The organism is Bacillus cereus group sp. BfR-BA-01381, assembly GCF_022663555.1.
Lineage (GTDB): Bacteria > Bacillota > Bacilli > Bacillales > Bacillaceae_G > Bacillus_A > Bacillus_A pacificus.
On record NZ_JAKUFR010000007.1, the window covers coordinates 23,328 to 49,607 of the forward strand.

Sequence of the window (26,280 nt, forward strand, 5' to 3'; positions counted from 1 at the left end):
AAAAGTTGAAGTTAGGAAAACAAATTATTTTTAAGGAATTGCAGAACATGCATAGTCCATTGCACAAGCCGTTTCCTTACCGTGCTACAGCAAAATTGCAGCGAACCTTAAAAAGTAAATTTACCGAAGATGACTGTATAAACGCTGATTTTAATCATTATTGGATGCATACAGCAGCAACTTTAAATTCTGTACTAAATGAAAATGAACAGAACATTACGTTTCAGCAAATCAAGTGGTTAAAGAAATCTTTTTTTGAGTGGTTTCCACAATATCGTTTTCTAGAAACAGAGATTATGAAGTATCCCACTTTGTATAGAGATTTCATGAATTATGAAAAGACCCGGAAGCTATTGCTTTATTATCTTACTGAATAAAAATTCAAACGTACAAGTCATGCTGCTTGTACGTTTTTTGTTCATAAAATATACAATATTTACAACTTGTCCATGTAGGTATTTTAACGAGAAAAAAGAAGTACATATAGAATATGTGCGAGGGAGGAGATTGAAGTTTGTTAGCTGTTTTCCTTTCAATTCATGTCCAACTCAAATATTTCGAGTAAAATTCGTTTCTTAATGGTATTATCAAATATCAGGAAAACTAATTTAGAAATGAAGAAGGGACAGGTTTAAAATGGAAAACGTATCAAATGTAGATAAAGTAGAATCAATAAAGTCTTTACAGTCAACAATCCGTAAACTTGAAAATGCACTCTCTCAGATGACTCAAAAAGGTGCAAATACTACATTAGTGAAAAAACGACTCAAAGCAGCTAGTATCGGCTTAGCTATGTTAGAAAGTATTTGGAATCAAGAAACCCATCATTACACGCAAGAGGATTTAGCAGACGCTCGAAATGTTCTAATTGGTTTGCTTCCATCAATTGAAAAGATTTATGTTAAGTCAAAGCTCGGGAGTCCTCAAAGAACTCTTTTAGAAAGAAGAATAAAATCATTGGAACTTTCTATTCGAGCAATTGATCATTTTTCTAATTAATAACTTCTCTAAACACATATCTTACGACTACTTCTATATAGGGATTCTAATGAAAAAACTACATATAGAATACTACAAAGGAGGAAGAGAGGTGACTACAATAATCAGTCCTAAGTTAGAGAAGCTTAAAAATCAATTAAAGAATGGAAATGAGAAAGTTTTGTATACTTTTTTGCATGAAATAAAGTCAAATCACACGCCACTAATAGAACAATGTCCTTTAGAAAGTCAGCATAAGCTTATAACGTATATATGGTTAGGCGATCAAAATACTGAAAATGTTTATGTATTCGGCAGTTTTCCCGGTTGGGATCAGTCTGTAAATCAATTAAAACGACTGTTACAGACAGATATTTGGTATGTAACGTTTAGGACAAATGAACATTTTATTTCAACTTACTATTTTTCAGTAAACGATTTTTTCGAAAATGATTGGATAAAGCGTAGTGAACAGTATCAACTAGACCAATTTAATAAAAATACATTTGGAGAAGGTACCAATAAAGCGTCTTTGTTAAATATAGAGATGGAAGTAAAGTATAGCAGTCGTTTTCCTTCAACCCATTATCCATCCGGAAAAATTGAAACATATTCATTTCATAGTACGATTTTAAATAACACACGCAAAATTCATATTTATACGCCTCATGATTATTCTCACACTTCACATCTTCAAGAACTTCTCATTGTATTTGATGGGAATTCATTCATTAATGACCTTTCAATCACAAAAACACTTAATTATTTAATTTACGAAAAAGAAATCCCATCTTGTATTGCTGTTGCTATAGATCCTGTTGACCGATTAGAAGAGCTAACTTATAACGATAAAATGAACGCATTTTTAACGAAGGAATTACTTCCGTGGATTCAGGCTAAGTATCGTGCGCATAAAGAAGCGAAACATACAACAATTGCAGGTTTCAGTCTTGGTGGCCTAGCAGCTTTTTATGCAGCACTTCAAAATCCGCATATTTTCGGGAATGTGTTGTCAATGTCTGGATCCGTACATTGGAAAAAAGATGGTTATGAAAATCAAATTCCTTGGATTGAAAATCAAATTTCATCAATAGATTCTAATGCGACTCATCTCTATTCTTACATAGCAGTAGGTGAACTTGAAAACGAACCTCTTTTAACGGCTAATAGACGCCTATATAAAGCTTTAAAAGAAAATAGATACCAAAACACTTATGAAGAGTTCCAAGGCGGACATGACGGTATTTGGTGGCGAGAAAAGTTGTTTGACGGGTTGAAAGCTTTAAGACTTACAAAAAACACACTATAAAATAAAAAGGAGAGAGAATCTATGAATCAAGAAGAACTAGATAAGAAACTAAAAAAGCAAGAGATTTTAGTAAAAGATGAGAAAGTTTGGTCTTATACGTATGAGGATCATATTAGTTCTATCATTAAAGAAGCAGAAAAGAAAGGGTCTTTTGATAATATGCCTGGTAAAGGGAAACCTCTAAATCTAGATAAAGACCTTTCGTACAATCCTGAAAAGCAACTGTATAGAACGTTAAAGAATAATCATGTTTTACCAAGGTGGATTGAGCTTTCAAAAGAAATTGATGATTTAAAAGAAAGGCTAAAAGAAAATACAAATACTGCAGAAGCAGCGAATTTAATTCGAACTATTAATAAAAAGGTTTTAGAACATAATTTACTTTGTCCACCAAGTGCGCAAAAAACGAGGGTGAAAACGGACTTTTAACAATTTTTCATGAAGCTATCTCTTGCTATATAATTAAGTAAGGCATTTTTAATTCATTATGAAAGGGAGGCAAATGTAATGAAGAATACGTATCAACTTCAAATTCCGAAAGAACTAGAGCAGTATCGTACTATTTTAGAAGAAAGTGTAAAACCGTATATTAAAGTGTCTGGAACATTAGCAGAGACAACGCTTTTTGAGAGTAAGTTTGGTGGATATCCGTATTTACCTATAGATCAAGAGCACCCTAAAGATTCAAATGGACAACCTATGATGTTACTTGCTCAGCTAAACTTTGAAGAAATGCCGCATGTTGAATATATGCCTCAAGAGGGAATGTTACAGTTTTTCGTAAGTGCTGCTGATGAGCTTTACGGAGCAGATTTTGATCAGCCAACAACTCAAAAAGACTTTCGAATTATTTATCATTCTACAATTATAGAAGACTTAAATAAGGTTATTACTGATTTTAGTTATTTAAACACTTTAGAATTAGAGGACTTTATTATACCTGAAGCAGCGAAATTAAAGTTTGAATTAGATTATCAACCCGTAACGTCAGGGGATTATCGATTTGAAAAGATTTTTAGTGAGGATATTGATTGGGAAGAAATTGTTGATGAAGAAAATAACACAGAATTAGGCGAACTGTATGATGATTTATGTAAAGATCAAGGACATAAAATTGGCGGATATCCATTTTTCACACAGACAGATCCGAGAGAATGGGAAGAAAAATACCAACAGCATGACATCTTATTACTGCAAATCGATACAGATGATTCATTAAATATTATGTGGGGAGATTCTGGTGTTGCAAATTTCTTTATAAAAAAAGAAGACTTGTTAAATCTAGATTTTTCCAATGTTATTTACAATTGGGATTGTTATTAAAAATGTATAAATGAAATACTAGCAAGTTAAAAAATCTTCCTGAAGGTGAGGGAGATTTTTTATGTTAAAAATAAACGTTATGTTAACTAGAATATAAAACAATAGGTATAACAAAAGTCAAGCGTAAATAGCAGAAATAACAATAAATAATGTGAAGTTGTAAAACGTGTGTAAATAGCAATAAATTCATACAGTAAAACATAAAATATAATTATTAATTTATGTTTTGTTTAGAAATGATTTTTCTGTATAAAAATTTCTCGCTAATCAAAAGTGATTTTAATTCGTTTAATCTGAATCGATTATTGATTCAGATTTGCGGTGATTGATTGTATAGCAAAACAAACGGTAAAAACTGTAGAAATCCGTTTAGATAAGAATTTATGTAAATCTCACTAAAAATCTCCGTTTCGTCTCATTAAGTATAGTTTACTTGGTTTTTGATACCTGATATTGCTTTGTTTCTATAACTACCTATAATATATATTATGTTAACTTACTGAAAATAATAAACTTATTAAATGTTAGTATAGGTTGTTATGTCCCCTTTTTCACCGAATCAGTAATGTGTGACTGATTGTGTAGTTATTCGCTTTATCCTCTATATAAATTGGATTTTAAATAATAAAAAATACAATTCGTTTAATGTGTTCATTTTAAACGAATTGTATTGATATGATTGCAAATACGTTTTTAAAATTAGTTTTCTACAGCAATTGCTTCGATTTCAATTAATAAGTTATCGTTAATTAACTTTCTAACTTCTACAGCTGAACTTGCTGGAGGATTTTTAGTGTCAATGTATTGGTCTCGAATCTCTCTAACAATGGCCATTTGAGAAATGTCTGTTAGGAAAAATGTTAATTTGACTACATCATTAAATCTTAATTCCGAAGTTTCTGAAGCGCTTTTAATATTTTCGAAAACTTGTCGCGTTTGTGTAGCTAAATCACCAATGCCTACTATTTGACCATCAGTATTGATCGCTACTTGTCCAGATATATAAATTGTTCGTTTAGTGTTACTAACTTCGACAACATGTGAGTATCCAAAAGTTGGTGGCATCGTTTCTGGATTGATAAATTTCTTTTGCATGGCCATTCTCCTCTTTGAATATCTTATTTTCTTTATATTAGATTATCCCTTATTTACTCATAATTATTTATCCATTCAGCTGCTACATTTGTAAAAGTATATTAACACTTTAATTTAAAGTTATTAATGGATTATGTACGTTTGATTTTTTTGTGTGCTTGTTATAATTACACCTTGTTTTATTAATTCTTCAGTTACTTTTGTATAGAAAAAGTGATACCACCAGATAAAAAACTCTTCATAAGTAATTTCTTTTGAGTATCTGCTGCTGGCAAAGTATTCTTTTAAAGGTTTATCATTTCCATTAAACAATAAGACTAAATCTTCACTGATTGTGTTTGCAATTTCGTTAAGCGTAGATAAGTCTTTTTTTTCAAACACTGGGATAATAGGTTGTGAGTTTTGATATAAGCCTAATTTTTCGTAAACTACGTTAAAATGTAAGTCTTTTTGTCTATCTGCTGCTACGAAACCTTTTACTAATTGCTTTTTCTTATAATTAATATCAGTAATATTGTTTTGAAAATATTCTTCAAATGTTTCGTTATTTGCTGTTATTAAATTTAATGTTGAATATCGAGAATTTCCATAAAGACCAATTTGAACTTCTCCTAAATCTAAATACGTATTACCATACATCCCGAAAGCCTCTATATCTGTTAGTTCTTGTTCTTGAATAGCATAATAATATCGTTTCTTATTTCTTAAAGGTCGTTTCTTTTTTAAATAGTTTTCTTCAATGTGATTTATTTGTCCAAAATCTAATAACACACCACTATACAATAAAAGACTATAAGATTCTCTAGATAAATGATTAAACGTGTCGATTCTTTTTGAAATATCTTCAATATGACTTGAATAGTTTTCAAAGATCCTAAGTGTTGGTTTAATTAGAGGTTCACAAAGGTTATAAAGCTTTCTTCCTTCACAAGCTGTTATAACCATACATGTTGGATAGTACCTCCCTCCTGTTTGTTTCAATAGCCCCTCTACTTCTAATGAATTAACGTGCTTTTCGAATTCATCATTTGTCCAATTTAGCATCATTTTTATAGCATTTGACTCAAAACCAAGATGAACCAATACAAGTAAATATTGAAGTTTCGTTCCTTTTATTTTTATAGCTGGCGAATTATCTCCAGATGAAATCATTTTAGTTTCATAAGCCGTATGTAATATATTCTCCGGACTATTATTAGTGGGCATTTCATATTCCCTCCCTTACTAGTAAATTCATTGTAAAATCTATGTATATACTAAGTTCTATAAACGAAAATAAGTATCCTCTAATAATCTCAAATTAAAAACCTTAGCATAGAGATACTAAGGTTTCTTGCATTTTTATATTGAATGAATTCTTTCATAGTCTTTTTTAAATTGATTATCATTTTTTAACCAACGTTTAAAAGTGGATTCACTTATTTTTAAATTAGAGCAAGCTGTAGCACTACATTTATTTTTCATATATTCTTTAAGAAAATTTTGTTTTCTTTGTTTAACGGCAGTTTGAGTTTGTTTTAATTTTCGATCTTGTAATTGGTCTAAACTCAGACTTTCCTTCTGAAACACTTCATATTTTCTATGCAAATAAATATTTTTGTCTTTATAAATCCAATTTGAAAATAGTTGTATTGATTTTCTCCCTGATAAAATAACGCGATAATGTTTGTTTTGATTTAGTAACTCGGCTCGTAAATTGCGATTTTGAAGAATTTGATGTAAAGAATTCATAAAAGTATATGATCCTCCTACAAAGCTTACTGTATAAGTTTCATAATTGACGTAACCATCCCCATCAAAATACCCTCGCACAAAATGATGTAAATATTCTTCTGGTACAAAAGGAAATTCAATGTTAAAAGATTTACATGGCTTAATTCCGTGAATGTTCATTAGATCGTATTTTATTGTTTTGCTATTAATATTTAGCATATATACGCCTGTCTTTTTGTTTTGGTAAAGTGGCTGGTTTGTTTTTAGTTCTTTTTTTATGTCTTCTAAAATATAACTTTCTTTTTGTGATATACTGACGCATTGATTTTCTTTTGGTATAACACCGTCTGCTGCTATAAATCCTAATATATAAGCCATATTATTTGACCACGTTTTAAAATAATCTTCTGATATGTCATACTTCCTCTTCCAACTCCCTATAGCACGCCTTGGAACGTTATTGTCTGTTAAAACCATACGAATATACCTTGCAGATACGTTAGCAAGCATAGCGATTTCTGAGGTACCCTTCCCTTCCGCATACAGATGAATGATTTCAGATTTTGATAGTTTACATTTTGATTTCTTTTTTCTCTCTATTTGCACTTACATCCTCTCCTTCCCTTTGATAATTAGAGACATATTTTCTTCTATAACATATAACAAAACATATGTTCTTTGTTGCTTATAAGAAGAACTTTACTAAATTAAAACAATTTACATTTACTTCATATTCCTTGTATCTGCTGCTGTAGGATTTACATTTTATATACACAAATAATGAATTTGACAAATTTATGAAATGTACTGTATTTAAGGTGAAAGGTAAAATGATTTCGTTTAAACTACAGATAGCTACAATAACAACATACGTATATTGTTAAACGTAAAAAGGAGAACGAATGAAAAAGAAATATATAAATCAAATTCATACTGATGTAAGTTTTAAACCGAAAGATATTATAGGTTTAATGACTGATTACTTTAAAATGAAAACTAAACTGCGTCCTATAAAGAATTTACCTATTGTTTTATCGGAGAAAAACAATAAGTCTTTAGAGAGTATTACATGGTTTGGGCACTCTGCTTCACTATTAAAAATAGAAGGTAAAACATTGTTATTAGACCCGATGTTTGGAGATGCCTCTTCCCCGTTTCCTCTGTTTAATAGTAAACGTTATAGCGGTACCTTTTCTTTAGAACGTGAAGACCTGCAAGAAATTGATGCGATTATCATTTCTCATAATCACTATGATCATTTAAATTATAAAAGTATTATGCAGTTAAAAGATCGCGCAAAGCACTTTTATGTTCCAACTGGAGTTGCACAATATCTTATTAAATGGGGTGTTTCACCTAGTAAAATTAGTGAGCATAATTGGTGGGACGAAATTACGTTTGATAATATTAAGTTAGTATGTGCTCCTGCAAGGCATTTCTCTGGACGAAGTATGACAGATAGAGATTGTTCGTTATGGTGTTCATGGCTTATTCTTGGTCAAGAGACTAAAATTTTCTTTAGTGGTGATAGCGGTTATGCCCCTCACTTTAAAGAAATTGGTGATAAATATGGTCCATTCGATCTTACATTGATGGAATGCGGACAATATGATCCGAGGTGGTCTGCGATTCATATGTTGCCTGAAGAAACTGTACAAGCTCATATTGATGTACAAGGAGAATTACTTCTTCCGATTCATTGGGGTGCTTTTACATTAGCATTACATGAATGGAGTGACCCGATAGAGCGTGTTACGAAAGAAGCTAACCGTTTAGGAGTTAAAATTACAACGCCTCAAATTGGCGAATCTATTACTTTAAAATCTATAGACTATCCTTCATCAGCTTGGTGGAGAGAAATTTAATTATAAATAGAAAAAGAGCGAAATTTCTTATAAGGAATGCGCTCTTTTTCTGTTTTTAAACTTATTTCACTATATTTGATTTCCCGCTATCTAAAATTCTATTTGCTGGTACACTGGACATTTCAATCACTGTATTCATACTCTTATCAGTTAGTTCAACGAGTTCGTTTTCATGATTGATTTTCTGTAAATCCCACACCATTCCATTGAACTCGTTATGCTGTCCACTTACCTTTGCAATACTTTTCGTTTTATTTGTAGGTTGTATTTGAAGGTTTGTAAATAGGTTACCACTAATTTCATTTGGCGTTGTTACATTACTATCCATATAAATCATATTTACACAATCTTCGAGAGAGAAATTCATAAAACGGTTGGCATTTATCCATGCATGTCCAGATTGTGGTTTCTTTGCTACTAATTTCACCCCAGTTTCCATTCCTACAACTTTTATATTTTCAAAATTAATAAATGAAATTTCATTTTCCTTCCCACCAGAATACAAAGAAATGCCGGTGCCTTTATTCGTTTCTGTCCAATTGATAATATTTATATCTTTTATTTTTGTTTTGTGCCAAGTGTTATAATACTTATTTTTTCCGTCTAAATATATAACTTCAGAATTAAATGTAGGATCATCTATAGCTATATAAGCTCCTTCAATAGAAGCGTTTTTTTCTAACTCTAGAACTCTAAAATTACCTTCAACAACAAATTGTGTTCCATAACCAAATAATAACTTTACACCCTGTTTCACTACGATTGGTGACGTGATTTTATACTTCTTATCATCAAGCAATACTGTTTTAATTTTACTAGATTCTGCTTTATTAATAGCAGATTGTATTTTGTTTGAATCATTTTTACCTTTAAAGTCTTCTACAAACACCTTATCATTTTTAGCTAAACCTTCTTTTTTGTTGTATTGATAAAAAGCAATAGTAATTAGAACGATACCTATAAGTAAAATACTTATTTTCTTCATCACACTCATCCTCATATAAATTTTCTCCTTAGCTACTCTTCGAATAATCTATGGCTTTTATATTTAGGTGATAATTATTTTGCTGTGTATGATAGATTAAGATTCTTACTTTTTATAATGGAATTATATTATCTATAGAGTTGTCCTGCTTCGCTAATTCTTTATTCCTATAATCTATTAATTTATGATTAGATAAAATAAAATTATGCTCTAATATGAATTCATTGTGGAGCACTTCAACTAAAAATTTAGGTATCATCTCTCCTACGCCGTAATTATAGTCACTAAGAATCCAAGAAACCTCTTTCCAATCTAAAATTCCTTCTGAGACTTTTTTTGGAGTGTGATATGTAAATTCATTAAATAGCTCTACTAGATAAACATACATTCCGCCAGAATATGAAGAATCCTCCCATTTAATAATGCCTTTAAATTGAATTTGGTCATGTGTAACTTTTATATTAGTCTCTTCTTTTATTTCACGAATTGCATTTTCTAAAGGTGTTTCTCCCTTTTCTATCTTTCCTCCTACCCCATTCCATAATCCTTTTACAGGGTCATATTCTCTATTTAACATAAGTATCTCTTCGTTTCTTTTTATAAAACATAAAGTGTGCTTGTACATAATGTAATTCCTTCCTACGTTTTTAATAAGCTCTTACTGGAGATATAAGATGTACTGCTGCAGATTGTGCCCCTGCTTCAATTAATATCGGTCTCATAGAACCACTGAAACTTAAAGTAACCGTTTCTTCTTTTATTGCCCTTAAAGCATCCACCATAAATCGTCCATCGAAAGATATATGTAATTGTTTTTCACCGTGAATCGCATCTATCTGTTGTGTCTCAGATATTTTTCCAATCTGAGAAGCATTAGAAGAAACTTTAATTGTAGATTCGTTTACAATTTCTAAGTTAACATTGTTATTTGCCCATTCGCTTGCTAATAAGCTTGATCGATCTACCCCTTGTAACATTCTTTGTCTATCTATGTTAATGACTGTTTGAAATTTATTTGGAATTAAACTAGATATATTAGGATATTTCCCTTCAATTAATCTTGAATATAATGTAGTTGTGCCGAATGTAAAAATAATGTGGCTTTCTGATAGATAAATAGAAACGAATTCTAAATTGCTGTTCATTAATTTTAAAAGTTCATTAATGGTTGCACTTGGTACAATACAATTCGCTTTCACATTAGTAGAAATTAATGTTTCACGTATAGCTAGTCTATGAGAGTCAGTTGCAGCGCATATTAATTTGTTGTGGTCTAACTCGATATGTACTCCGGTAAGAACGGGCCTAGATTCATTTTTCGCTACTGCAAAGACTGTTTGTTTAAACGCATCAATTAATTGTTTTGTTTCTATTTGTATTTCTGCATGATCGTCTATTTGTGGTACGTTAGGAAATTCATTCACTGGAAAACTATTTAAGTTTAATGTGATTTCTTCTGATTGTATGGTAATTGTTTGCTCATTCTTACTTTTTATTACTATATCGCTTGGCATTTTCTTTATAATTTCAATGAAGTATTTTGCAGGTACAACAATTGTTCCTGCTTTTAAGGTAGTCGTAATTTGTTCGTCATCCATGGAACTAGGGATGAATTTTTCGATAAAAATATTTGAATTACTTGCGATTAAAGTAATTCCAGATTGATTTGCAGTTATTTTTATACCGGATAGTATAGGAATTATAGCTTTGGTAGATATTGCTTTACTTACTTCTGAAAGTGCTTGAGTGAAATGTTTATGATTAACGATAAACTCCATTTTTTCCCCGCCTCATATGAAATGATATTTTTATGTTGCTTGATGAATGATTGTTCCATTAAAAATGTAAGGTACTGTTTCTTTCTTTTGTAAAATGTCTAGTAAATGTTCTGGTATACGCAAATACGGTGCTGCTATATGAAGTTCCATCCAAGTAATCTCTTCGATTTCTTTTGGTCTTGATATATATGTCTCTCCGCCGATTATTTCGCCTAAAAAATTAAAGAAAATTGCATGATGTCCTCTCTCTTCAAAAAAAGCTTCGCTAATGTAACAAATACCATTTACAGTTATATGTAGACCGGTTTCTTCTTTCACTTCCCGAATTAATGCCTCTTCTAACGTTTCTCCCAATTTAACCGCGCCACCTGGTAGTGTGTAATAAGAACCATTCTTTCCTTTGTTTTTTACCATTAAGATCTTTTCGTTTGTTTTATCGTATAAAAGTGCATATGTAACATTTACTTTCTTCATCTAAGTCCACCTCTAATAATGGGAATTTTCTATCTTTGTTACATTCTACCATTTATTCGTTTTAAAATATAAAAAAGTTAATTGAGTATTTCATTTATCTGTCCTTAGTAAAGGTAATACTCGATACCCCTTCATTTCTAAATAAAAAAGAGCGTATTTTGAAAGTAATTATTCAACGTACGCTCTTTATGGTTTGATTGATTCATTTTGGGATTCTATATATTTTCTAACCTTTTTTCCAAATAGTATCGATTATGCCCTTTAGGGTGATCTTCGCTTACTCCAATTACTTTATATCCATGTTTTTTATAAAAAGCAGGTGCCTGAAAGCTAAAAGTATCTAAATTGATTAGCCTACACTCTTTTTCAATTGCAAATTCTTCAATAAGTTTTATTAACTTGGTTCCATAACCTTCGTGTCTATATTCTTCAGAAACCCACAGGAAATCAACATGTACGTGATGCCAAAATGTAATTGCAGTTATTCCACCTACTATTTCATCATCTTCATTTTTCACTATAAAACTAATTTTTTCTGAAGGCTTTTTCTCTTCATCTGAAATATGTTTTTGATTATATTCAATTACTTTTTCTCTTATGTAATCACTATCTTCTTGGACCCATTGTTTTACTATTTTCATTTTAATCATCACGCTCCTTTTAAAGTATCTATTCAATTTAATAATCGTAATATCCTGTCTAACTTAATAGTCGTAGTGCACTGTTTCATTTCACTAAAATTTTAAAAAGCCGTACTACATTTTATTTGTAGTACGGCTTTTTATCGCTTTTTATCGCTTTTTATCGCTTTTGATTCTTTTTAATTAAAACTTCCGTTAGTTTGAACGTATTAGTAAAATAATTCTATTGTATTACTGCGAAAAAGAATGAACATTCCTAAACCAATTAGAACGATTGGCACGATAATATGACAATTTCTCTCAAGTAATTTAGCTAAAATAAGAGCTCTTAACAATGTGTAGCTAATAAAACACCATATTGCTATCATGCAAAAAAAGATAACTAATGTAACAATATTTGTTGAAGTAAATGCAATAAAAGAAGAAATCATGGTTGTAACCAAAATAAGCCAACTACCTTTATAATAAAATACTGGTATATAAATGAAATGTTTGCCTAATAACAAAGCGGATTAACTATAGTTTTATAATAGCATTCTGATTCTTTTATAAAACAATATGAATATTTTACTTATCTGCTACTTGATTCGGTAATAAATAAACCACTTTATTGCTTCTCAAATCATTTCATTTTAAATTAAGTAAGTGTATTCTTCCTACACAATGGCTAAAAAGGGCAAATTAAATGTTGTGTAATATAAAAAGAGCCCTTTATGAGGACTCTTTTTAAACTTAAGCTACTTTTCGATATAAATGTTGTGTTTCTTTTTTCTTTTCTGCTTTTGGTGGACGAATTAAAATAGATATAACGAAAGAAATAACAGAAAGAACGCCGATTATAATAAAGGTTGGTTCAAATCCTCCAAGAAGCGCCCCGATGAATGATCCTGCAAGCGCACCAAATCCGAACCCTTGGTATACAATCCCATAATTTGTACTATGGTTTTTTAAACCGAAGTAATCCCCAACAATGGCTGGGAAAATTGTAATATTACCACCAAAGCAAAAGGCTACGCTGGCTACACAAGCGAAATAAATCCCGTAATTTAGTGGAATGAAACTTAAAGCAAAGACTGACAATCCAATAATAACAAACGTTGCAGAGACAATTTTCATTCGACCAATTTTATCTGATAGCGTTCCAAGAATGATTCTACCTACTGTATTAAAAATTGCAATCATTGCGACGGCATTAGCAGCAGTTGCAGCGCTAAGTCCAACGAGCTGCTCTCCAATATCTTTTACCATACTGATTAAATATAGACCACCCATACACGACGTAAATAGCATAAAAAACAAAAGATATACTTGCTTCGTTCGCATCATTTCACGAGGCGTATAATCATTGTGTAACGTCTCAGTTACAGTGTTACTCACTATTGCTTCACGTAAGAAGAACGATCCGATTAATACTAAAAGTAAAACGATGATACCCCAATATAAAAATGCTTGTGATACACCAAGGCTATCGATCAGACTTCCGTTTATATATCTAAAGATTAAGCTACCCATTCCATATGCAGAAACAGATATACCAGAAATAAGTCCTTTTCGATTTGGAAACCATTTAATTAAATTAGATAATGATGTGATATAAGCAGTTCCATCTGCATAACCAACTACTACACCAGCTAATAAATAAAGTAATGGTAAGGAAGAAACTTGTGAACTAAGTATTAAACCGAGTCCCAGCACAATCCCTGCAGTAGCGATGAGTTTTCGAAGCCCTAATTTTTGCTGTAACTTTCCTGCAAATAATGTTGAAAATGATAAAGAGAAGCTTGTAATGGAGAAAGTTATCGCAACGGCATTAAGGTTCCATCCAAACTTACTAACAAGGGGCTGATTAAATAAACTCCATGTGTAAATTGTTCCAAGGCCAATTTGAACAATGATTGTACCTAGAACAATTAGTAACGGATTTATAGAGGTTTGTTTCATACTAACTGTCCCCTTCTTTTATCGTGACATGAATTTTCACAGTTAGTATAACCATCATAAAAAGCAAGATACTGCATGAAAAATGGAAATTGAATTCATGTACACAAAAAGACACTCCATAATGAAGTGTCTTTCTGCAGGTTATATTAGATTTACTTAAAGAAAGCTTTGTTAAGATAAGACATTTTCAAATGCTTATGTATATAGAGTACCAAAAGTTTTCAATCATGTGATGGGACTTAAGATGTATTTTTGATTCATCATATGGTCGGATAAACGAAAAATTAATATTCAATTTCATCAAAATCCTTCGGCTGCGGTACCGTTTGCATATTAGCTGCATCTTTCGGATCGCTATAAATTGCATTTTGCTCTGTATTTACATCTTTAATGTTTTGCTTTTTGTTTTTATTCATTTTATCTTTCACTTTCTCTCACTCCTTTTCATTATAGGAGTAATTATGCCCTATTACCGTTACGAAATGTATCCACGACTAAATTGCTGAATTCACGTAAATAATATAAATAATTATCACCGCCGTAGTTATATCTTTTATTATACATTTTTGCAACAACTACATTATATTCAGGTATTACTAATATAGTTGGTCCCGTAATTCCTAATATTTGATATGATCCTTTGGGTACTCGTTCACCAAGTTCGCTCAACTGTGCAGATTCATTTTGAACGAACCAAAATAACCCGTTTTGTGGTAGTTCATTGTTTGTAAATGTTGGACTCTGTAAACTTGTCGCAATTTCTATCACTTCTTTTGGAACAATTTGTTTCCCGTTTAATACACCTTGATTTAAATGAAGATTTCCCCAATAAGCAAATTCTCTAGCTGAAACAAACAGATTTTTTTCCGTACCGTCATCTACTGTACCAATTGCGCTAATTGCATCTTCATTTGGATCATTAACGACTTCAACTAAATTTTCATCTTGCTGAACTCTCCAACCTGTTTCTTGAAAATTAGCATGTTTAAACACACGCTCTTTTAACAATTCAGGAAAACTTTTGTTATATAGCTGATAAATAAGACGTGTCATCATCCTTACATTAATATCTCTATACGCCCATCCTTGCCCCGGTTCAAATTCACGAAAAATTGTCCCGTCATTCGTTTCTTCTAATCCGTGCGAATGTGTTACTAAATGTCTTATCGTCGTTTTACCAAGCAATACAGGATCAAAGTCTTTAAAATATTTTATCGCTTCATCATCAATAGAGTTTATTTTCCCCTCGTAAAGCGCATACGCTATCATTAATCCTAAATAACTTTTTCTAGCAGAAGCAACGTTAAATTGTGAAGATGCTGTTACTCTCTTGTTTGTAGATGTATTTGTGTGATAACCACTATAATGCTCTAGTACGATTTTATTATCTTTTATAATACAAAGTGCTGCTGCAGAACTATGATTTTTTTCTTTTATATTCTCTACCCAAGAAATCAACTTATCATATGTATACAAATGAATCCCCCTTAACACTAATACAAAATTACAGCATGAAAGAAAAGTGCAAAATAATTTTCACACCTTTCTTTCATGTAAAATAGTTTTGATCTTCTATACCTAAATGATCCACCAGTTCCAGCAATTAAAGCAACCGAAACATCCTGCACAACCTACGCATCCACCACATCTGCCGCCACAACCACCGCAGCGTCCGCCACAACCACCGCATCCACCGCAACGACGTACATCGCCTTGAATGTAATAATATGGATATTGATTTTGTTGTTGATCCCAATAAACAACATTACCAGTTTGAAAATCATTAAGGTTTAATGATTGTAGTTCTTGTTGAAACTGATTCATTATGAAACCCTCCATTTATTAATGTAAATTCCGTCCAAATATTAAAGTTAATAAATTTTTGTAAATAAAGTAGAAACAAGACTATAGACTAAATGCGTACATCAACAAAATATGAACTTACACTAGGTGATGTACCTTGTTTTTTAGCCTATTTTCTTATTTTCCTTTTGGCGGACGGATTTACTATTGATAGAGGCGTTTAAAAATTGCTAATCCAACAGTTTAGTAGTTCATCACTTAATTTTCTTTCTAGTAACTCTTTAACTGAAGGAGCTGGCATAATTTTATACGTATTTAATGTTTCTTGATTATAATCTATCCAGTGAAACGCTAAATGAGATTCTTTAGATTTTGGTACGAAATCAATATGTAACTCTTGTGAATCTATCTCAAAAATATGATTGATTTCATGGTGAAGAACTTCTCGATCTTGCCATTGGTTTTCTATGACTCCTAAAAATTGTTTTATACTACAATTTACTCCGAGTTCTTCTTGTAGTTCTCTTATTAATGCATTTTCAGCTGATTCGCCAACTTCAACATGACCACCTGGTAAAAAATAATGATGGCCAATATATTCCGCCACTAACAATTTTTTATCCTTTACCATAACAGCTCGTACAATATGATGGAATTTACTTTTCAATTGATATTCCTCCTAGGTATTCAATTTATACTTGCTCAAAATAGTCATTTAATATCGGGATATTATAAATCATTGGTGTCTCATACGGATGAATTTTATTGATAACTTCAAGAGCATTTTTTACAAGTTCTCGTTTACAATTTATTTCAATTTTACATTCTTGCCCTTCACAAATCTGACCAATTTCCCCGTTAAAAGGTGATGCGCCTTTTAACCGTCTCCAGTATCCTTTCACAGAACTATAGGACAGACAATGATCATATTCTCCCGTTTTACAAGCACCAATTTTATTTAACTCATTCCTCAACATTTCAATGTATTCTTCAGGGATAAATACTTCAATTTTGACTTCAGTAAATTGCATAATTCATTTCACACCTTTGCTACATAAATAATTAAACGAATAAGCGATATACTTGCTCACCATCATAATCATGTCCCAATGATTGAAAACCATAACGTTCATATAGTTTCTTAGCAGAGATATTATCTTTATGTACTGTTAATCTAATTTCTTTACATGCCTTAAACGTATTTTTTATTAAGTATATACTTTCTTGTAATGCCGCTTTTCCATAACCGTTACCTTGCTGCGATTGATCAATAATAAATCCGTTAATCCAATACATATCCGATGTCTCTCTTACAACAGCATGCATAATAAAACCAACCATACGGTCGCCATCATATATCACAAATGGCATGTACTCTACATTGTCACCATCTGGTTTTATATATACTTTAGCAAGTGAAACTGCTACGGATGGAACAAATTTCAACTGATTTTCTTTAACTTGTAGCTTTAATGCTTCTTCCCAATTTTCTCTCGTAACAACCTTTAACTGGACATTCAATATTGTAAGCTCCCTTATATAGAGGATGTATGTTTATATTCAACGTAGTGAAACAATTCCCTTTGTCGACACCAACTTATAACATGGTTTTTATAAAATCTTGAATGAATTTTTGTTCATCTATTTCTAATGCTATATGGGCTCCTTCAGATATAGAGCTAGGGCGAAAATCAGCAAATGTTTGTCCTTTCGTATCTCCGTATGTATCTACATTTACTGTACGATGCACAAATTCAAAAAAACTTGGATTTACTAATCCACTTATTGCAACCACATCATGTAGCAAAGGTCCTTCGATAGATGGATTAAGTTTTTTGTATGCGGATAGATAGTAATCATACATTGGTTTCATTATCATATGAAATGGATTCTTTGTATTAGCTTGAATATAGTTAAATACATTTGGTGTTAACACAGCTTTGTTTGTTACATTTAAAGGGAATATTAATAAATTCTTTGCTTGATGGAAAACAATTTTACTTGCTATAGGATCGCCATACACGTTTGCCTCTGCTAATGGCGTAACGTTTCCTACTTCTAAAAAAACACCACCCATGAAATAGATTCCTTTTACATTTAGCATTAAATCATTCCATAAATTAAAAGCAATTGCTAACGAGGTAGATCTTCCTACATCAACAATCGTTAAATCTTTTCCGTACTTTATAAGAATCGCAGCAATACTGCCAAAATTGTATATTGGAATAGATAATACTTTTTCTGGAACATGGATGGGACCTAATCCTTCTGCTCCGTGAATTTCAGGGTAGTACGTAGTGATTTCTTCTGTAAGTGGTTTTGTTGCACCACTAATGACAGGAATGTCTTGTCTATTTGCTAACTGTAAAATATACGCTGCATTATGTGCAGCATGTATATGCTCAACATTTCCGTATCCGGTTACAATACCGACAATTTCAATTTCGGGATGCAGTAAACCATACATAATAGCAAATGAGTCATCAATACCTGGGTCTCCGAAAAATAATACTTTTTCCAAGAAATACCCTCCCTTCACAAAAACATAGAATCATCAATAACTATGTATATGAAAAAAACAAGTATATCTATGCGAATTTTAGAATGGATAATGTTTTACAAGATAGTAAAAAGGAACTAGCGTATGCTAATTCCTTTTTAATTAACCATTCTCAAATTTAATTAATTATCGTATCCATCATAAATTGCATCATTTATTTGATTTTGTGTCTTTTTATTATCAGGTACAGGTTTCCACCAATTTCCTGTAATAAATAACATAGTTAATAAATTATAACTATCACTAAAATAGCTTTCTCTCTTATTCTTCATCCAATCCCAACCGCTATTTACCCACTTTTGATTATTACTATCTGTTATACTTGCAGCAATAAACGGTGACACAAATACAGCAGTTGGATAACTACCAATATTGGATCCGTTTAATTGATAACCATCCACAATTTTAGAAGGAGTTCCATTCGTCTTATTTTGAATCCATGAAGATACTTTATCAGAAATGACTTTACTTCGCTTCTCACCGTACATCGCATAGTCCATTACAATTCTTAAAGGTACTCGACTAGCATTGTAATAATATGCATTTGTATATTCTGACTCATCTAAGAAGTCTTTAGGTGCGGGTTGTGGTGGGTTTTTTACAACGAAATCTGAAATAAGTCCTGTATTGGGAGAGTATTTATTACTAAATTGCGTATAAACATCGTACAAATTATGAATAACAGTAAGCCAAGTTTTATCACCTGTAAATTCATAAAATGCTCTAAGATGTGACATCATCCAATCAGATGGTCTCGTATCAAGTGAACTTTTAGAATCCCAATCTCCTAAATTTAGTCGGTTATTATTTGTAACATTACTAGCTTTAATACCTTTTGTAATCATGTCTTGTGCTTCTTTCAAATAATTAACTGTTCCATTAGATCCCCACTGCTTATGGGCAAGAAGAAGAGAATAGGCAATATCTAAATCCCCATCAGTAGCAGAATCAAAATGACCTTGTGCTTTTTTACTATCTGCGACAACCCATCCCATTAAATTAGGATTTTGAGAGCTTTTAAAAGTTCTTGCTGTTTTAAATAAACCGTCATAGATTTTTTGAGCATTCGAATCATAACCAGCCATTAATACTGTAATTATCATCCCATACCCTTGACCTTCTGAAGTTCCAAGTGGCTTAAATCCATCCGCATCGCCCGTAATCTCTCCGTTTACGTAATAACCACCAGGTAAAGAAGATAAATCATTTTTCAAATATTTCTTTTTCCAATTATCGTAGTAACTTCTTACAGAAGCATTTAAACTTTCCTGTGTAACATGATTCGGTTTTATAACACCTGCATAATTAACTTGCTGGGGAAAGGGTTTCATTTCCTTTGCAGCAGCTACTTGTTGACTAACTACGGGAATAGAATTTTGTACTGAATTGTCCGTTACAATTGCTGCGAGACTAGAATTAGAAAAACTAGCTAGTCCGATTCCTATAATAGAAATACATGTGAAAATTTTTCTTTTTCCATCCATTATGTTGTCAGCTCCTTTTAAAATGCTTACTACATAAAATGTAACATACAATATTTAACTGAAATACAAAATATTATATTTATCAACATAAGAAAGAAACTATATAAAAAAGTATCATAAAATTATGATTGAATTACATTATACGGATTGATCATTTGCTAAATTCCTATGTTTTTCTTTTCCTAATACTGGTATATGAACAATCAAAATTCCAAGTATAGTAATCCCCCCACCAATTATTGAAACAAAAGTCGGTACTTCTCCTAACCATATCCAAGCAACGAAACATGCAGTTATTGGCGTTAAATATAGAGAACTTGTTGCTTCAGAAGCACCAGAATGAGATATGATATAAGCCAATGCGATATATGGGAGTACTGTTGGAAATAAACCTAAATATATAACACTCATATTCACTTCAAGAGGAGCTGCTAGTATTTCTGTATACATTCCAGGTAAGAAAATAAGCATACATACCGTACTAGATAGAATTGTATATATCGTAAATGGTAAGAAGCCGTACTTTTTTAAGTAAGAAGTTTGGAAAACAAAATATAAGCTTTCTGAAATTGCTGCTAATAGTATAAAAAATCCCCCACTATTTAATTGAATAGCATCTCCTTGGCTAAATGATATGAGAGCAATTCCTATAAAACTAATTACACCACCGATCCAACCGTTTAATTTCATTTTTTCGTTCAAAAAAATAGAAGCAAGAATTGCCGTTACTATAGGTGTGACGGAAACAATTAAGCTTGCAGACCCAGCATTTACTGTTTTTTCGCCGTAGTTTAATGCGATGTGATAAAAAGTAAATCCTAAAGCACCAAATATAAAAATTGCTGGGATATCCTTTAAATCCGGTAGCCGTAACTTATATATAAAGGAAAACAAAAGAAGTATAAATGAAGCAATTAATAAACGTAGTAAAGTTAGATGCTCAGGTGTATAAGATTCAAGCCCCATGCGAATTGCCGGAAAAGCAGATCCCCATATAAGAATCGTAAAAGCATGAGCACATATAATGCGTAAATCCCATTTTTTATTATGCATGTTGTTTCTCCCTCCCTAATAAACCAACCATTTTTAAATTACCAATTATTTCTTTTCATCATATTTAATAGTTGATACAATGTCTTCAACCAGTTTTTTATCGTAAAAACCAACCACTTGGTATTTTTCAAGTGAACGAAGGAGTTTTTTGATGACAACTAGTAAAAAACTGCCTAAGTATCGGCAGATAGTAGATTATATGAAAGAAAAAATTGAAAATGGAGAATGGCCAATTGGAAGTAAGATCCCTAGTCAAAGGCAGTTAGCAAAATCATTTCAAGTAAATCGTAGCACTGTAATAACTGCACTAGATGAACTTATGGCTGATGGATTGATTCAAGGGAAAATTGGAGCAGGAACAATTGTAACGAATAATACATGGTCATTATTAGCAACGAATCCACCACCTGATTGGAGTGAATATGTAAAGGCCGGTATTCATAAACCAAGCAAGTTAATGGTACGAGAAATAAATGAGGCAGAAGCAAATAACAAACTTATCCATCTTAGTAAAGGCGAACTTGCTCCTCATCTTTTTCCGTTAGAAACGATGCAGTCCATTATGAAAAAAGTAAGTGAGGAATTAGATTATTTTGGATATGAGGAACAAAAAGGGTTTTATCCGTTACGTGAAGCAATAAGTAAAAACGTAAAATCATTCGGAATACATACGTCACCGAGTTCCATATTAATCGTCTCGGGTGCATTACAAGCATTGCAATTAATATCAATTGGTCTTTTACATAGAGAGTCCACCGTTTTACTTGAACAACCTTCTTACTTATATTCGCTTCATGTATTTCAATCAGCAAATATAAATTTATCTGGTATAGCTATGGATCATCACGGTGTTTTACCTAACGAATTATTAAAACGCATTAAATATAGTAAAAAGAAAAACATTTTATATTCTATCCCTAGTTTTCAAAACCCAACAGGGATATTAATGTCTAAAGAACGAAGAAAAGAAATAATAAAAATATGTGAAAAGGAACAGTTACCTATTATTGAAGATGATATTTACCGCGAGTTATGGATTGATGAACCACCTCCAGTCCCTTTAAAGTCGATAGATAAACATGGACATGTATTATATATTAGTAGCCTATCTAAAACACTTAGCCCAGGACTTAGAATTGGATGGATTATTGGACCGCAACCAGTTATTGATAGATTGTCAGATATAAAAATGCAAACAGACTATGGATCGAGTTCATTATCTCAAAGAGTTGCTGCTGAATGGATAAATAAAGGTTTTTATGAGGAACATGTTGCAAACGTAAGAATTCAACTAAAAGAACGAAGACAAATCATGATACGGGCTTTAAATGAGTATTGTGCAGATGTTGCAACGTGGGATATTCCTAGTGGTGGATTTTTTATATGGCTAAAGGTAGTACCTAGCATTCCGATGAAGAAATTATTTTCAGAGGCACTATCAAAAGGAGTTCTTTTAAACCCAGGACGTATTTATGAAGAAGAATCCGATCGATACATTCGTTTATCATATGGATATGCTTCTCCAGAGCAAATGACTAACGGCATTAAATTGTTAAGTGAATTAATTCGTAAGCTAATGGCATAACAAAAACTCCTCTTTTTCTATGGAGGAGTTTTTGTATATCTTATTTACCTGTACAGAGATAATAAAGTTGTTTAATTTACAATAAAGTCATTTAAAAAATAATAAAGTTGTTTAAAAATCCTTCTTCTACTAACGAGGCAGGTTAGTGAAAGAAATAGCAAGTGGGTTTAACTAGGAGAAGTGTCGATGACATTAAAGAAGACACCGAGGTGTCTTCTGTTTTTTAAATTAAGAATATCGATAAATTAGGATTTATTTACTTAATATTATACTTATTTTCGGACCGAGGCATCTAATCGGTGAGTATATACAAACCAAGTAATGCTTGCTGTTAATAATGTTGACGAAATTAAAGCTGTAAGAACACTATATGTTTGCCAAATAAGTATCGTTGACCAATCGAAGGCAAAAAACATTATACACTGGGCAATCGTAGCGATTAGGAAAATAATTGTTACGATTGTTCTCTTTTTTGTCATCGGCTGCTGCTCATTCGTTTTCCTTTTTCTTAATCCTAAGAAAAATAACAGAACGGCTAATAGACAAAGAGTAATTGTGGTAGACGACAAAATGATGTCCAAAAGCTGTGTGCCGCTTATCTCATATGACTGAGCTAGATTGCCGTTTAATATATTTTTAACTTTTAGTACCAGGTTTATATTGGTATTTGCGCCGTTGCTCAGTAAGCAGATGGCTGTTCTTTCATTTGGCAGTATGGCTACTTCGGTACTAAAATTTGGATTACCCCCAGTGTGTTCTATAAACGTTTGTTCGGCGTTTACCGACCAACCTGCCGCATAATACATATCATTGACAGCCGAAACAGACATATCACCCCTATGGGATTTTTCGATGGCCCTGTGAAATATTTCGGGTATGTCCTGCACGATACCCATCTGTATGCCCATCCAACGCGCCATATCTTTTGTATTAGAAATGATATAGCCGGCAGGTTTATTCCCAGCATAATCCGGAGCGTTAAATGGAGTTGTTATAAAAAAGGAAGAACGGTAGCCCTGTGCTAACTGTCCAGTGGCTTGAGCATCTTCTTTATAAACATACGTCTGGTGAAGACCTAAGGGTAGAAATACCTGTTCCTTCATAAAGTCTTCATAGCTTTGTCGTGATACAATCTCAATAACCAAACCCAATACGTCATAATTAACGGTTCCATAGTTATATTGTTCACCGGGAGAGAACGCCAATTCTGCATCTACCAGCGTTTCCACAGTCTTTTGCAACATATCAGGCGTATTACCTTGTGGAATATTTTGAGTATGTCTAATATTTGTTAGGCCGCTGGTATGGTGAAGAAAGTTATTTAGTGTAAGGTTTTGCATATCAACAGGTTTACCTTGATACTTTAACGTAAACCAAGGTAAATATTTTTGGATAGGGTCAGTCATTGATAGCAGCCCTTGCTCTTCCAATAGCAAAATCCCCATACCAGTAAAAGCTTTACTCACCGAGGCCAACTCATAGAGTGTATTTTCACTTGCAGACAGTCCCTTTTCAAGATCTGCATACCCAGAAGAAAAGTAGAACACTTCACCATCAGCAAGTATTGAGAGTGACATTCCAGGCACACCTGACGTACGACAGGCATCATCTAGCAATGCTTGTATTGCCACAGATTTCGAATCTGACAACGCATAACTTTGTGTTGCGAATCCTGAGAATAATATAAATATCGTTAATACAAAAACAAGAGTCTTTTTCATACACTCTCCTTTCTGAAGAATTATAAGGGTATAAATAACTTATTTTTATAACTATAAACTAAATTCTGATTTATATTTCTATTTATCTATATAATATCAAATAATTGTGAAGAGTTACACTTAAACTAACGGGGGCGTTAGTTTAATAAGAAGTAAACAACTTTATTATTCATTTTTTAAGCATTACATAAGCAGATAGATATAATTTGAAACAACTTTAAAGAGCCTTGCTGCATATAGAATGTAGTAAGGCTCTTATCTTTTTTAATCAAAATTCAATAAATTTATTATCACTATACATTACCACAATCTCATTTCCTGTCCCAATAAAATAAGTTCGTCATAAGGATCTCCGTCAATATTTAATACTTGAGCAAAAGCAGGTTCTGTTTTTAAACCGTTCTCTTTTAAGCGAATAATTTCTTCTCTTATATGTGGATGCTGCATTAATAACATGTGTTCTACTATCATATGTCTATACGCATTTTGATTACGCACTGGCTTAGGTTGGGCAAATAATTCAAAATCAAAACCTTCAAATTTAAAATTCATCTTTATTGATTCGATATTTTTAATTTTTTTCTTTTTTATTTTGAATCCTTCATAAGAACCATATAAAGATCTCATTTCTTGTTCAAAAACATCAAAGTTATGTACTTCCATTACTATATCTAAGTCAGATTGAAGCGTATCAATTCTTATAGGTATAGTCCCGCAAAGAACGGGACTATACAAAGCTAAATCCTCCATGATGTTTAGTTTATTCAAAACATCATAAACCTTTTGTTGCTTGTCATTCCCTGATTGTAAATATGTAATAGATGTAAACATGGAAGTCTCTCCTTCATTTCACGTAATACGTGACTCACTAAATTCAAGAAAATTTTTTCTAAGAGTACCTTTATTTCAATATATTAAGACGAATAAAAGATATGTTTCAACTTTTCTCCTATACTGCAATACTATAAAAATAAAAAAGGAGGAATTATTATGAGCATTTTCAATGTTCTTTTAACCATCCACATTTTATTTGGAACAATATGTTTAATTACCGGTATTGTGGCGATGGTTGCTCAAAAGAAGAAAGGGAAACATACGGAATGGGGCGAAATATATCATGCATCCTATGTTGTCATTACCCTTACTGCAATTATATTATCCATTATAAACTGGGATAAAATCGCATATTTATTTTATGTAGCAATTTCCTCTTATGCTTTTGCCATTTATGGCTACCTTGCACGAAAAAAACGCTGGAAAAATTGGATCCACCACCATATTAGAGGTATGTTAGGTTCTTATATAGGTGCGGTAACCGCACTTTTAGTAAACGTCGGTATTCATATCCCCTTAATTAATTTACTACCACCTATATGGTTTTGGTTTTTACCTACATTGATCGGTATTCCTCTCGTAGCCAGTGTATCAAAAAAATATAAAAAGCGTAGTTAAAATTCATTACATTTTCGTTACTTTCTGACTAAACTTATGAAAAATAATACCCAATGTCGTATTCTTTCGCGTTCGGTTCGTAAAACTAGCAAAAAAAGAATCCAATATGCTTATTGGATTCTTCTTCACGTCTTTTTCATATTTCATTTCAATGTCGGCTCTATGTATTCAATGATATTACCATCTGGATGACGAATTATCATTTTCATACCTGTGGGTACTTGTATTGGTTCAGTAATCATTACACCGTTATAGTTTAAGATTAGTTCTTTTACTTCGTTGAGATCATCAATTACAATCGTTGCAGCAACATGATTCTTAATTGTTTCTTTTAATTCTTCAATTAAAAGTAAATTTGTAAATCTAATCACAGGCGTTCCGTTCATTTGAAATTCGTGTGGTTTTTCTTGCTTTAATAGTATTTTGTAAAATTCTAGATGAGTTTGTAAGTCTGAAACATAGAGGCGTGGGACAACAGCTAATATATTCATCCTACTTACACTCCTTTTTAGTTTAACTA

General features: G+C 32.0%; 28 protein-coding genes and 1 pseudogene. 7 read left to right on the forward strand and 22 right to left on the reverse strand.

Annotated elements, in window-relative coordinates; all coding sequences use genetic code 11:
- The first annotated feature begins 5 nt into the window (after positions 1-5).
- The 4 genes and pseudogenes from MR079_RS03905 (at position 6) to MR079_RS03925 (ending at position 3,610) form a co-directional block, all read left to right on the forward strand.
- Positions 6-377, forward strand: a complete 372-nt coding sequence (locus MR079_RS03905) for a YxiJ-like family protein (protein WP_242293556.1) — start codon at positions 6-8, stop codon at positions 375-377.
- 259 nt (positions 378-636) lie between these two features.
- Positions 637-999 (forward strand): hypothetical protein, encoded by a 363-nt coding sequence (locus MR079_RS03910; protein ID WP_139865744.1) that lies wholly within the window; start codon positions 637-639, stop codon positions 997-999.
- A 91-nt stretch (positions 1,000-1,090) separates the two neighbouring features.
- A pseudogene (locus MR079_RS03915) lies at positions 1,091-2,716 on the forward strand (DnaJ family domain-containing protein).
- 78 nt (positions 2,717-2,794) lie between these two features.
- On the forward strand, positions 2,795-3,610 hold the full coding sequence (locus tag MR079_RS03925; protein ID WP_000799817.1) for a YwqG family protein: 816 nt from the start codon (positions 2,795-2,797) through the stop codon (positions 3,608-3,610).
- A gap of 699 nt (positions 3,611-4,309) precedes the next feature.
- Here the strand turns inward: MR079_RS03925 and MR079_RS03930 are convergent.
- From MR079_RS03930 to MR079_RS03940, 3 genes are all read right to left on the reverse strand, one after another.
- A complete protein-coding gene (locus tag MR079_RS03930) occupies positions 4,310-4,705 on the reverse strand; it encodes a RidA family protein (RefSeq protein WP_242293558.1) in 396 nt (131 codons plus the stop codon).
- A 123-nt stretch (positions 4,706-4,828) separates the two neighbouring features.
- The gene (locus tag MR079_RS03935) at positions 4,829-5,911 is read right to left on the reverse strand and encodes a hypothetical protein (protein ID WP_242293559.1); all 1,083 of its coding nucleotides are present in this window, start codon (positions 5,909-5,911) and stop codon (positions 4,829-4,831) included.
- Positions 5,912-6,046: 135 nt separating this feature from the next.
- Positions 6,047-7,024, reverse strand: a complete 978-nt coding sequence (locus MR079_RS03940; protein ID WP_242293560.1) for an LAGLIDADG family homing endonuclease — start codon at positions 7,022-7,024, stop codon at positions 6,047-6,049.
- Positions 7,025-7,320: 296 nt separating this feature from the next.
- On the opposite strand from MR079_RS03940, the gene MR079_RS03945 reads away from it, so the two are divergent.
- A complete protein-coding gene (locus MR079_RS03945; RefSeq protein WP_242293561.1) occupies positions 7,321-8,283 on the forward strand; it encodes an MBL fold metallo-hydrolase in 963 nt (320 codons plus the stop codon).
- 61 nt (positions 8,284-8,344) lie between these two features.
- Here MR079_RS03945 and MR079_RS03950 read toward each other — a convergent pair whose 3' ends face one another.
- The 16 genes from MR079_RS03950 to MR079_RS04025 all read right to left on the reverse strand — a co-directional run bounded on the left by MR079_RS03950 (position 8,345) and on the right by MR079_RS04025 (position 21,002).
- On the reverse strand, positions 8,345-9,283 hold the full coding sequence (locus tag MR079_RS03950; protein WP_139865738.1) for a hypothetical protein: 939 nt from the start codon (positions 9,281-9,283) through the stop codon (positions 8,345-8,347).
- Positions 9,284-9,380: 97 nt separating this feature from the next.
- Complete coding sequence (locus tag MR079_RS03955) at positions 9,381-9,893, reverse strand: NUDIX hydrolase (protein WP_139865737.1); 513 nt, start codon at positions 9,891-9,893, stop codon at positions 9,381-9,383.
- A gap of 22 nt (positions 9,894-9,915) precedes the next feature.
- Entirely contained in the window at positions 9,916-11,046 is a 1,131-nt protein-coding gene (gene dnaN, locus MR079_RS03960) for a DNA polymerase III subunit beta (protein ID WP_242293562.1), read from the reverse strand.
- Between the two features lie 30 nt (positions 11,047-11,076).
- Complete coding sequence (locus tag MR079_RS03965; protein WP_242293563.1) at positions 11,077-11,520, reverse strand: NUDIX hydrolase; 444 nt, start codon at positions 11,518-11,520, stop codon at positions 11,077-11,079.
- 215 nt (positions 11,521-11,735) lie between these two features.
- On the reverse strand, positions 11,736-12,161 hold the full coding sequence (locus MR079_RS03970) for a GNAT family N-acetyltransferase (RefSeq protein WP_139865734.1): 426 nt from the start codon (positions 12,159-12,161) through the stop codon (positions 11,736-11,738).
- A gap of 209 nt (positions 12,162-12,370) precedes the next feature.
- Entirely contained in the window at positions 12,371-12,592 is a 222-nt protein-coding gene (locus MR079_RS03975; protein ID WP_277932984.1) for a cadmium resistance transporter, read from the reverse strand.
- 301 nt (positions 12,593-12,893) lie between these two features.
- A complete protein-coding gene (locus MR079_RS03980) occupies positions 12,894-14,102 on the reverse strand; it encodes an L-lactate MFS transporter (RefSeq protein WP_139865733.1) in 1,209 nt (402 codons plus the stop codon).
- 284 nt (positions 14,103-14,386) lie between these two features.
- The gene (locus MR079_RS03985) at positions 14,387-14,530 is read right to left on the reverse strand and encodes a hypothetical protein (protein WP_000653369.1); all 144 of its coding nucleotides are present in this window, start codon (positions 14,528-14,530) and stop codon (positions 14,387-14,389) included.
- A gap of 31 nt (positions 14,531-14,561) precedes the next feature.
- Positions 14,562-15,578: a serine hydrolase domain-containing protein gene (locus tag MR079_RS03990; RefSeq protein ID WP_242293564.1), complete on the reverse strand. Its 1,017-nt coding sequence runs from the start codon at positions 15,576-15,578 to the stop codon at positions 14,562-14,564.
- 102 nt (positions 15,579-15,680) lie between these two features.
- Positions 15,681-15,926: a heterocycloanthracin/sonorensin family bacteriocin gene (locus MR079_RS03995; RefSeq protein WP_001071372.1), complete on the reverse strand. Its 246-nt coding sequence runs from the start codon at positions 15,924-15,926 to the stop codon at positions 15,681-15,683.
- A gap of 199 nt (positions 15,927-16,125) precedes the next feature.
- Entirely contained in the window at positions 16,126-16,572 is a 447-nt protein-coding gene (locus MR079_RS04000; RefSeq protein WP_242293565.1) for an NUDIX domain-containing protein, read from the reverse strand.
- A 25-nt stretch (positions 16,573-16,597) separates the two neighbouring features.
- The gene (gene cutA, locus MR079_RS04005) at positions 16,598-16,936 is read right to left on the reverse strand and encodes a divalent cation tolerance protein CutA (RefSeq protein ID WP_139865730.1); all 339 of its coding nucleotides are present in this window, start codon (positions 16,934-16,936) and stop codon (positions 16,598-16,600) included.
- Positions 16,937-16,967: 31 nt separating this feature from the next.
- Positions 16,968-17,426 carry a GNAT family N-acetyltransferase gene (locus MR079_RS04010; protein ID WP_242293566.1) on the reverse strand — a complete coding sequence of 153 codons (459 nt, stop codon included), beginning with the start codon at positions 17,424-17,426 and terminating at the stop codon, positions 16,968-16,970.
- 76 nt (positions 17,427-17,502) lie between these two features.
- Positions 17,503-18,426 carry a nucleoside hydrolase gene (locus MR079_RS04015; RefSeq protein WP_139865729.1) on the reverse strand — a complete coding sequence of 308 codons (924 nt, stop codon included), beginning with the start codon at positions 18,424-18,426 and terminating at the stop codon, positions 17,503-17,505.
- 161 nt (positions 18,427-18,587) lie between these two features.
- Positions 18,588-19,949 (reverse strand): family 8 glycosyl hydrolase, encoded by a 1,362-nt coding sequence (locus tag MR079_RS04020; protein ID WP_139865728.1) that lies wholly within the window; start codon positions 19,947-19,949, stop codon positions 18,588-18,590.
- A 138-nt stretch (positions 19,950-20,087) separates the two neighbouring features.
- Positions 20,088-21,002 carry a DMT family transporter gene (locus MR079_RS04025; RefSeq protein ID WP_242293567.1) on the reverse strand — a complete coding sequence of 305 codons (915 nt, stop codon included), beginning with the start codon at positions 21,000-21,002 and terminating at the stop codon, positions 20,088-20,090.
- Between the two features lie 148 nt (positions 21,003-21,150).
- On the opposite strand from MR079_RS04025, the gene norG reads away from it, so the two are divergent.
- Positions 21,151-22,587, forward strand: a complete 1,437-nt coding sequence (norG, locus tag MR079_RS04030; RefSeq protein ID WP_455551095.1) for an efflux pump transcription regulator NorG — start codon at positions 21,151-21,153, stop codon at positions 22,585-22,587.
- A gap of 272 nt (positions 22,588-22,859) precedes the next feature.
- Here norG and MR079_RS04035 read toward each other — a convergent pair whose 3' ends face one another.
- Positions 22,860-24,308: a serine hydrolase domain-containing protein gene (locus MR079_RS04035; protein WP_242293568.1), complete on the reverse strand. Its 1,449-nt coding sequence runs from the start codon at positions 24,306-24,308 to the stop codon at positions 22,860-22,862.
- Between the two features lie 300 nt (positions 24,309-24,608).
- On the reverse strand, positions 24,609-25,139 hold the full coding sequence (locus MR079_RS04040) for a DUF4269 domain-containing protein (protein ID WP_242293569.1): 531 nt from the start codon (positions 25,137-25,139) through the stop codon (positions 24,609-24,611).
- A gap of 159 nt (positions 25,140-25,298) precedes the next feature.
- Between MR079_RS04040 and MR079_RS04045 the strand changes: the two genes are divergently transcribed.
- Positions 25,299-25,760, forward strand: coding sequence for a DUF2306 domain-containing protein (locus MR079_RS04045; RefSeq protein WP_242293570.1), 462 nt, complete (start codon positions 25,299-25,301; stop codon positions 25,758-25,760).
- A gap of 143 nt (positions 25,761-25,903) precedes the next feature.
- On the opposite strand, the gene MR079_RS04050 is transcribed toward MR079_RS04045, so the two are convergent.
- Positions 25,904-26,251, reverse strand: a complete 348-nt coding sequence (locus MR079_RS04050) for a VOC family protein (RefSeq protein WP_242268548.1) — start codon at positions 26,249-26,251, stop codon at positions 25,904-25,906.
- Positions 26,252-26,280 lie beyond the last annotated feature (29 nt).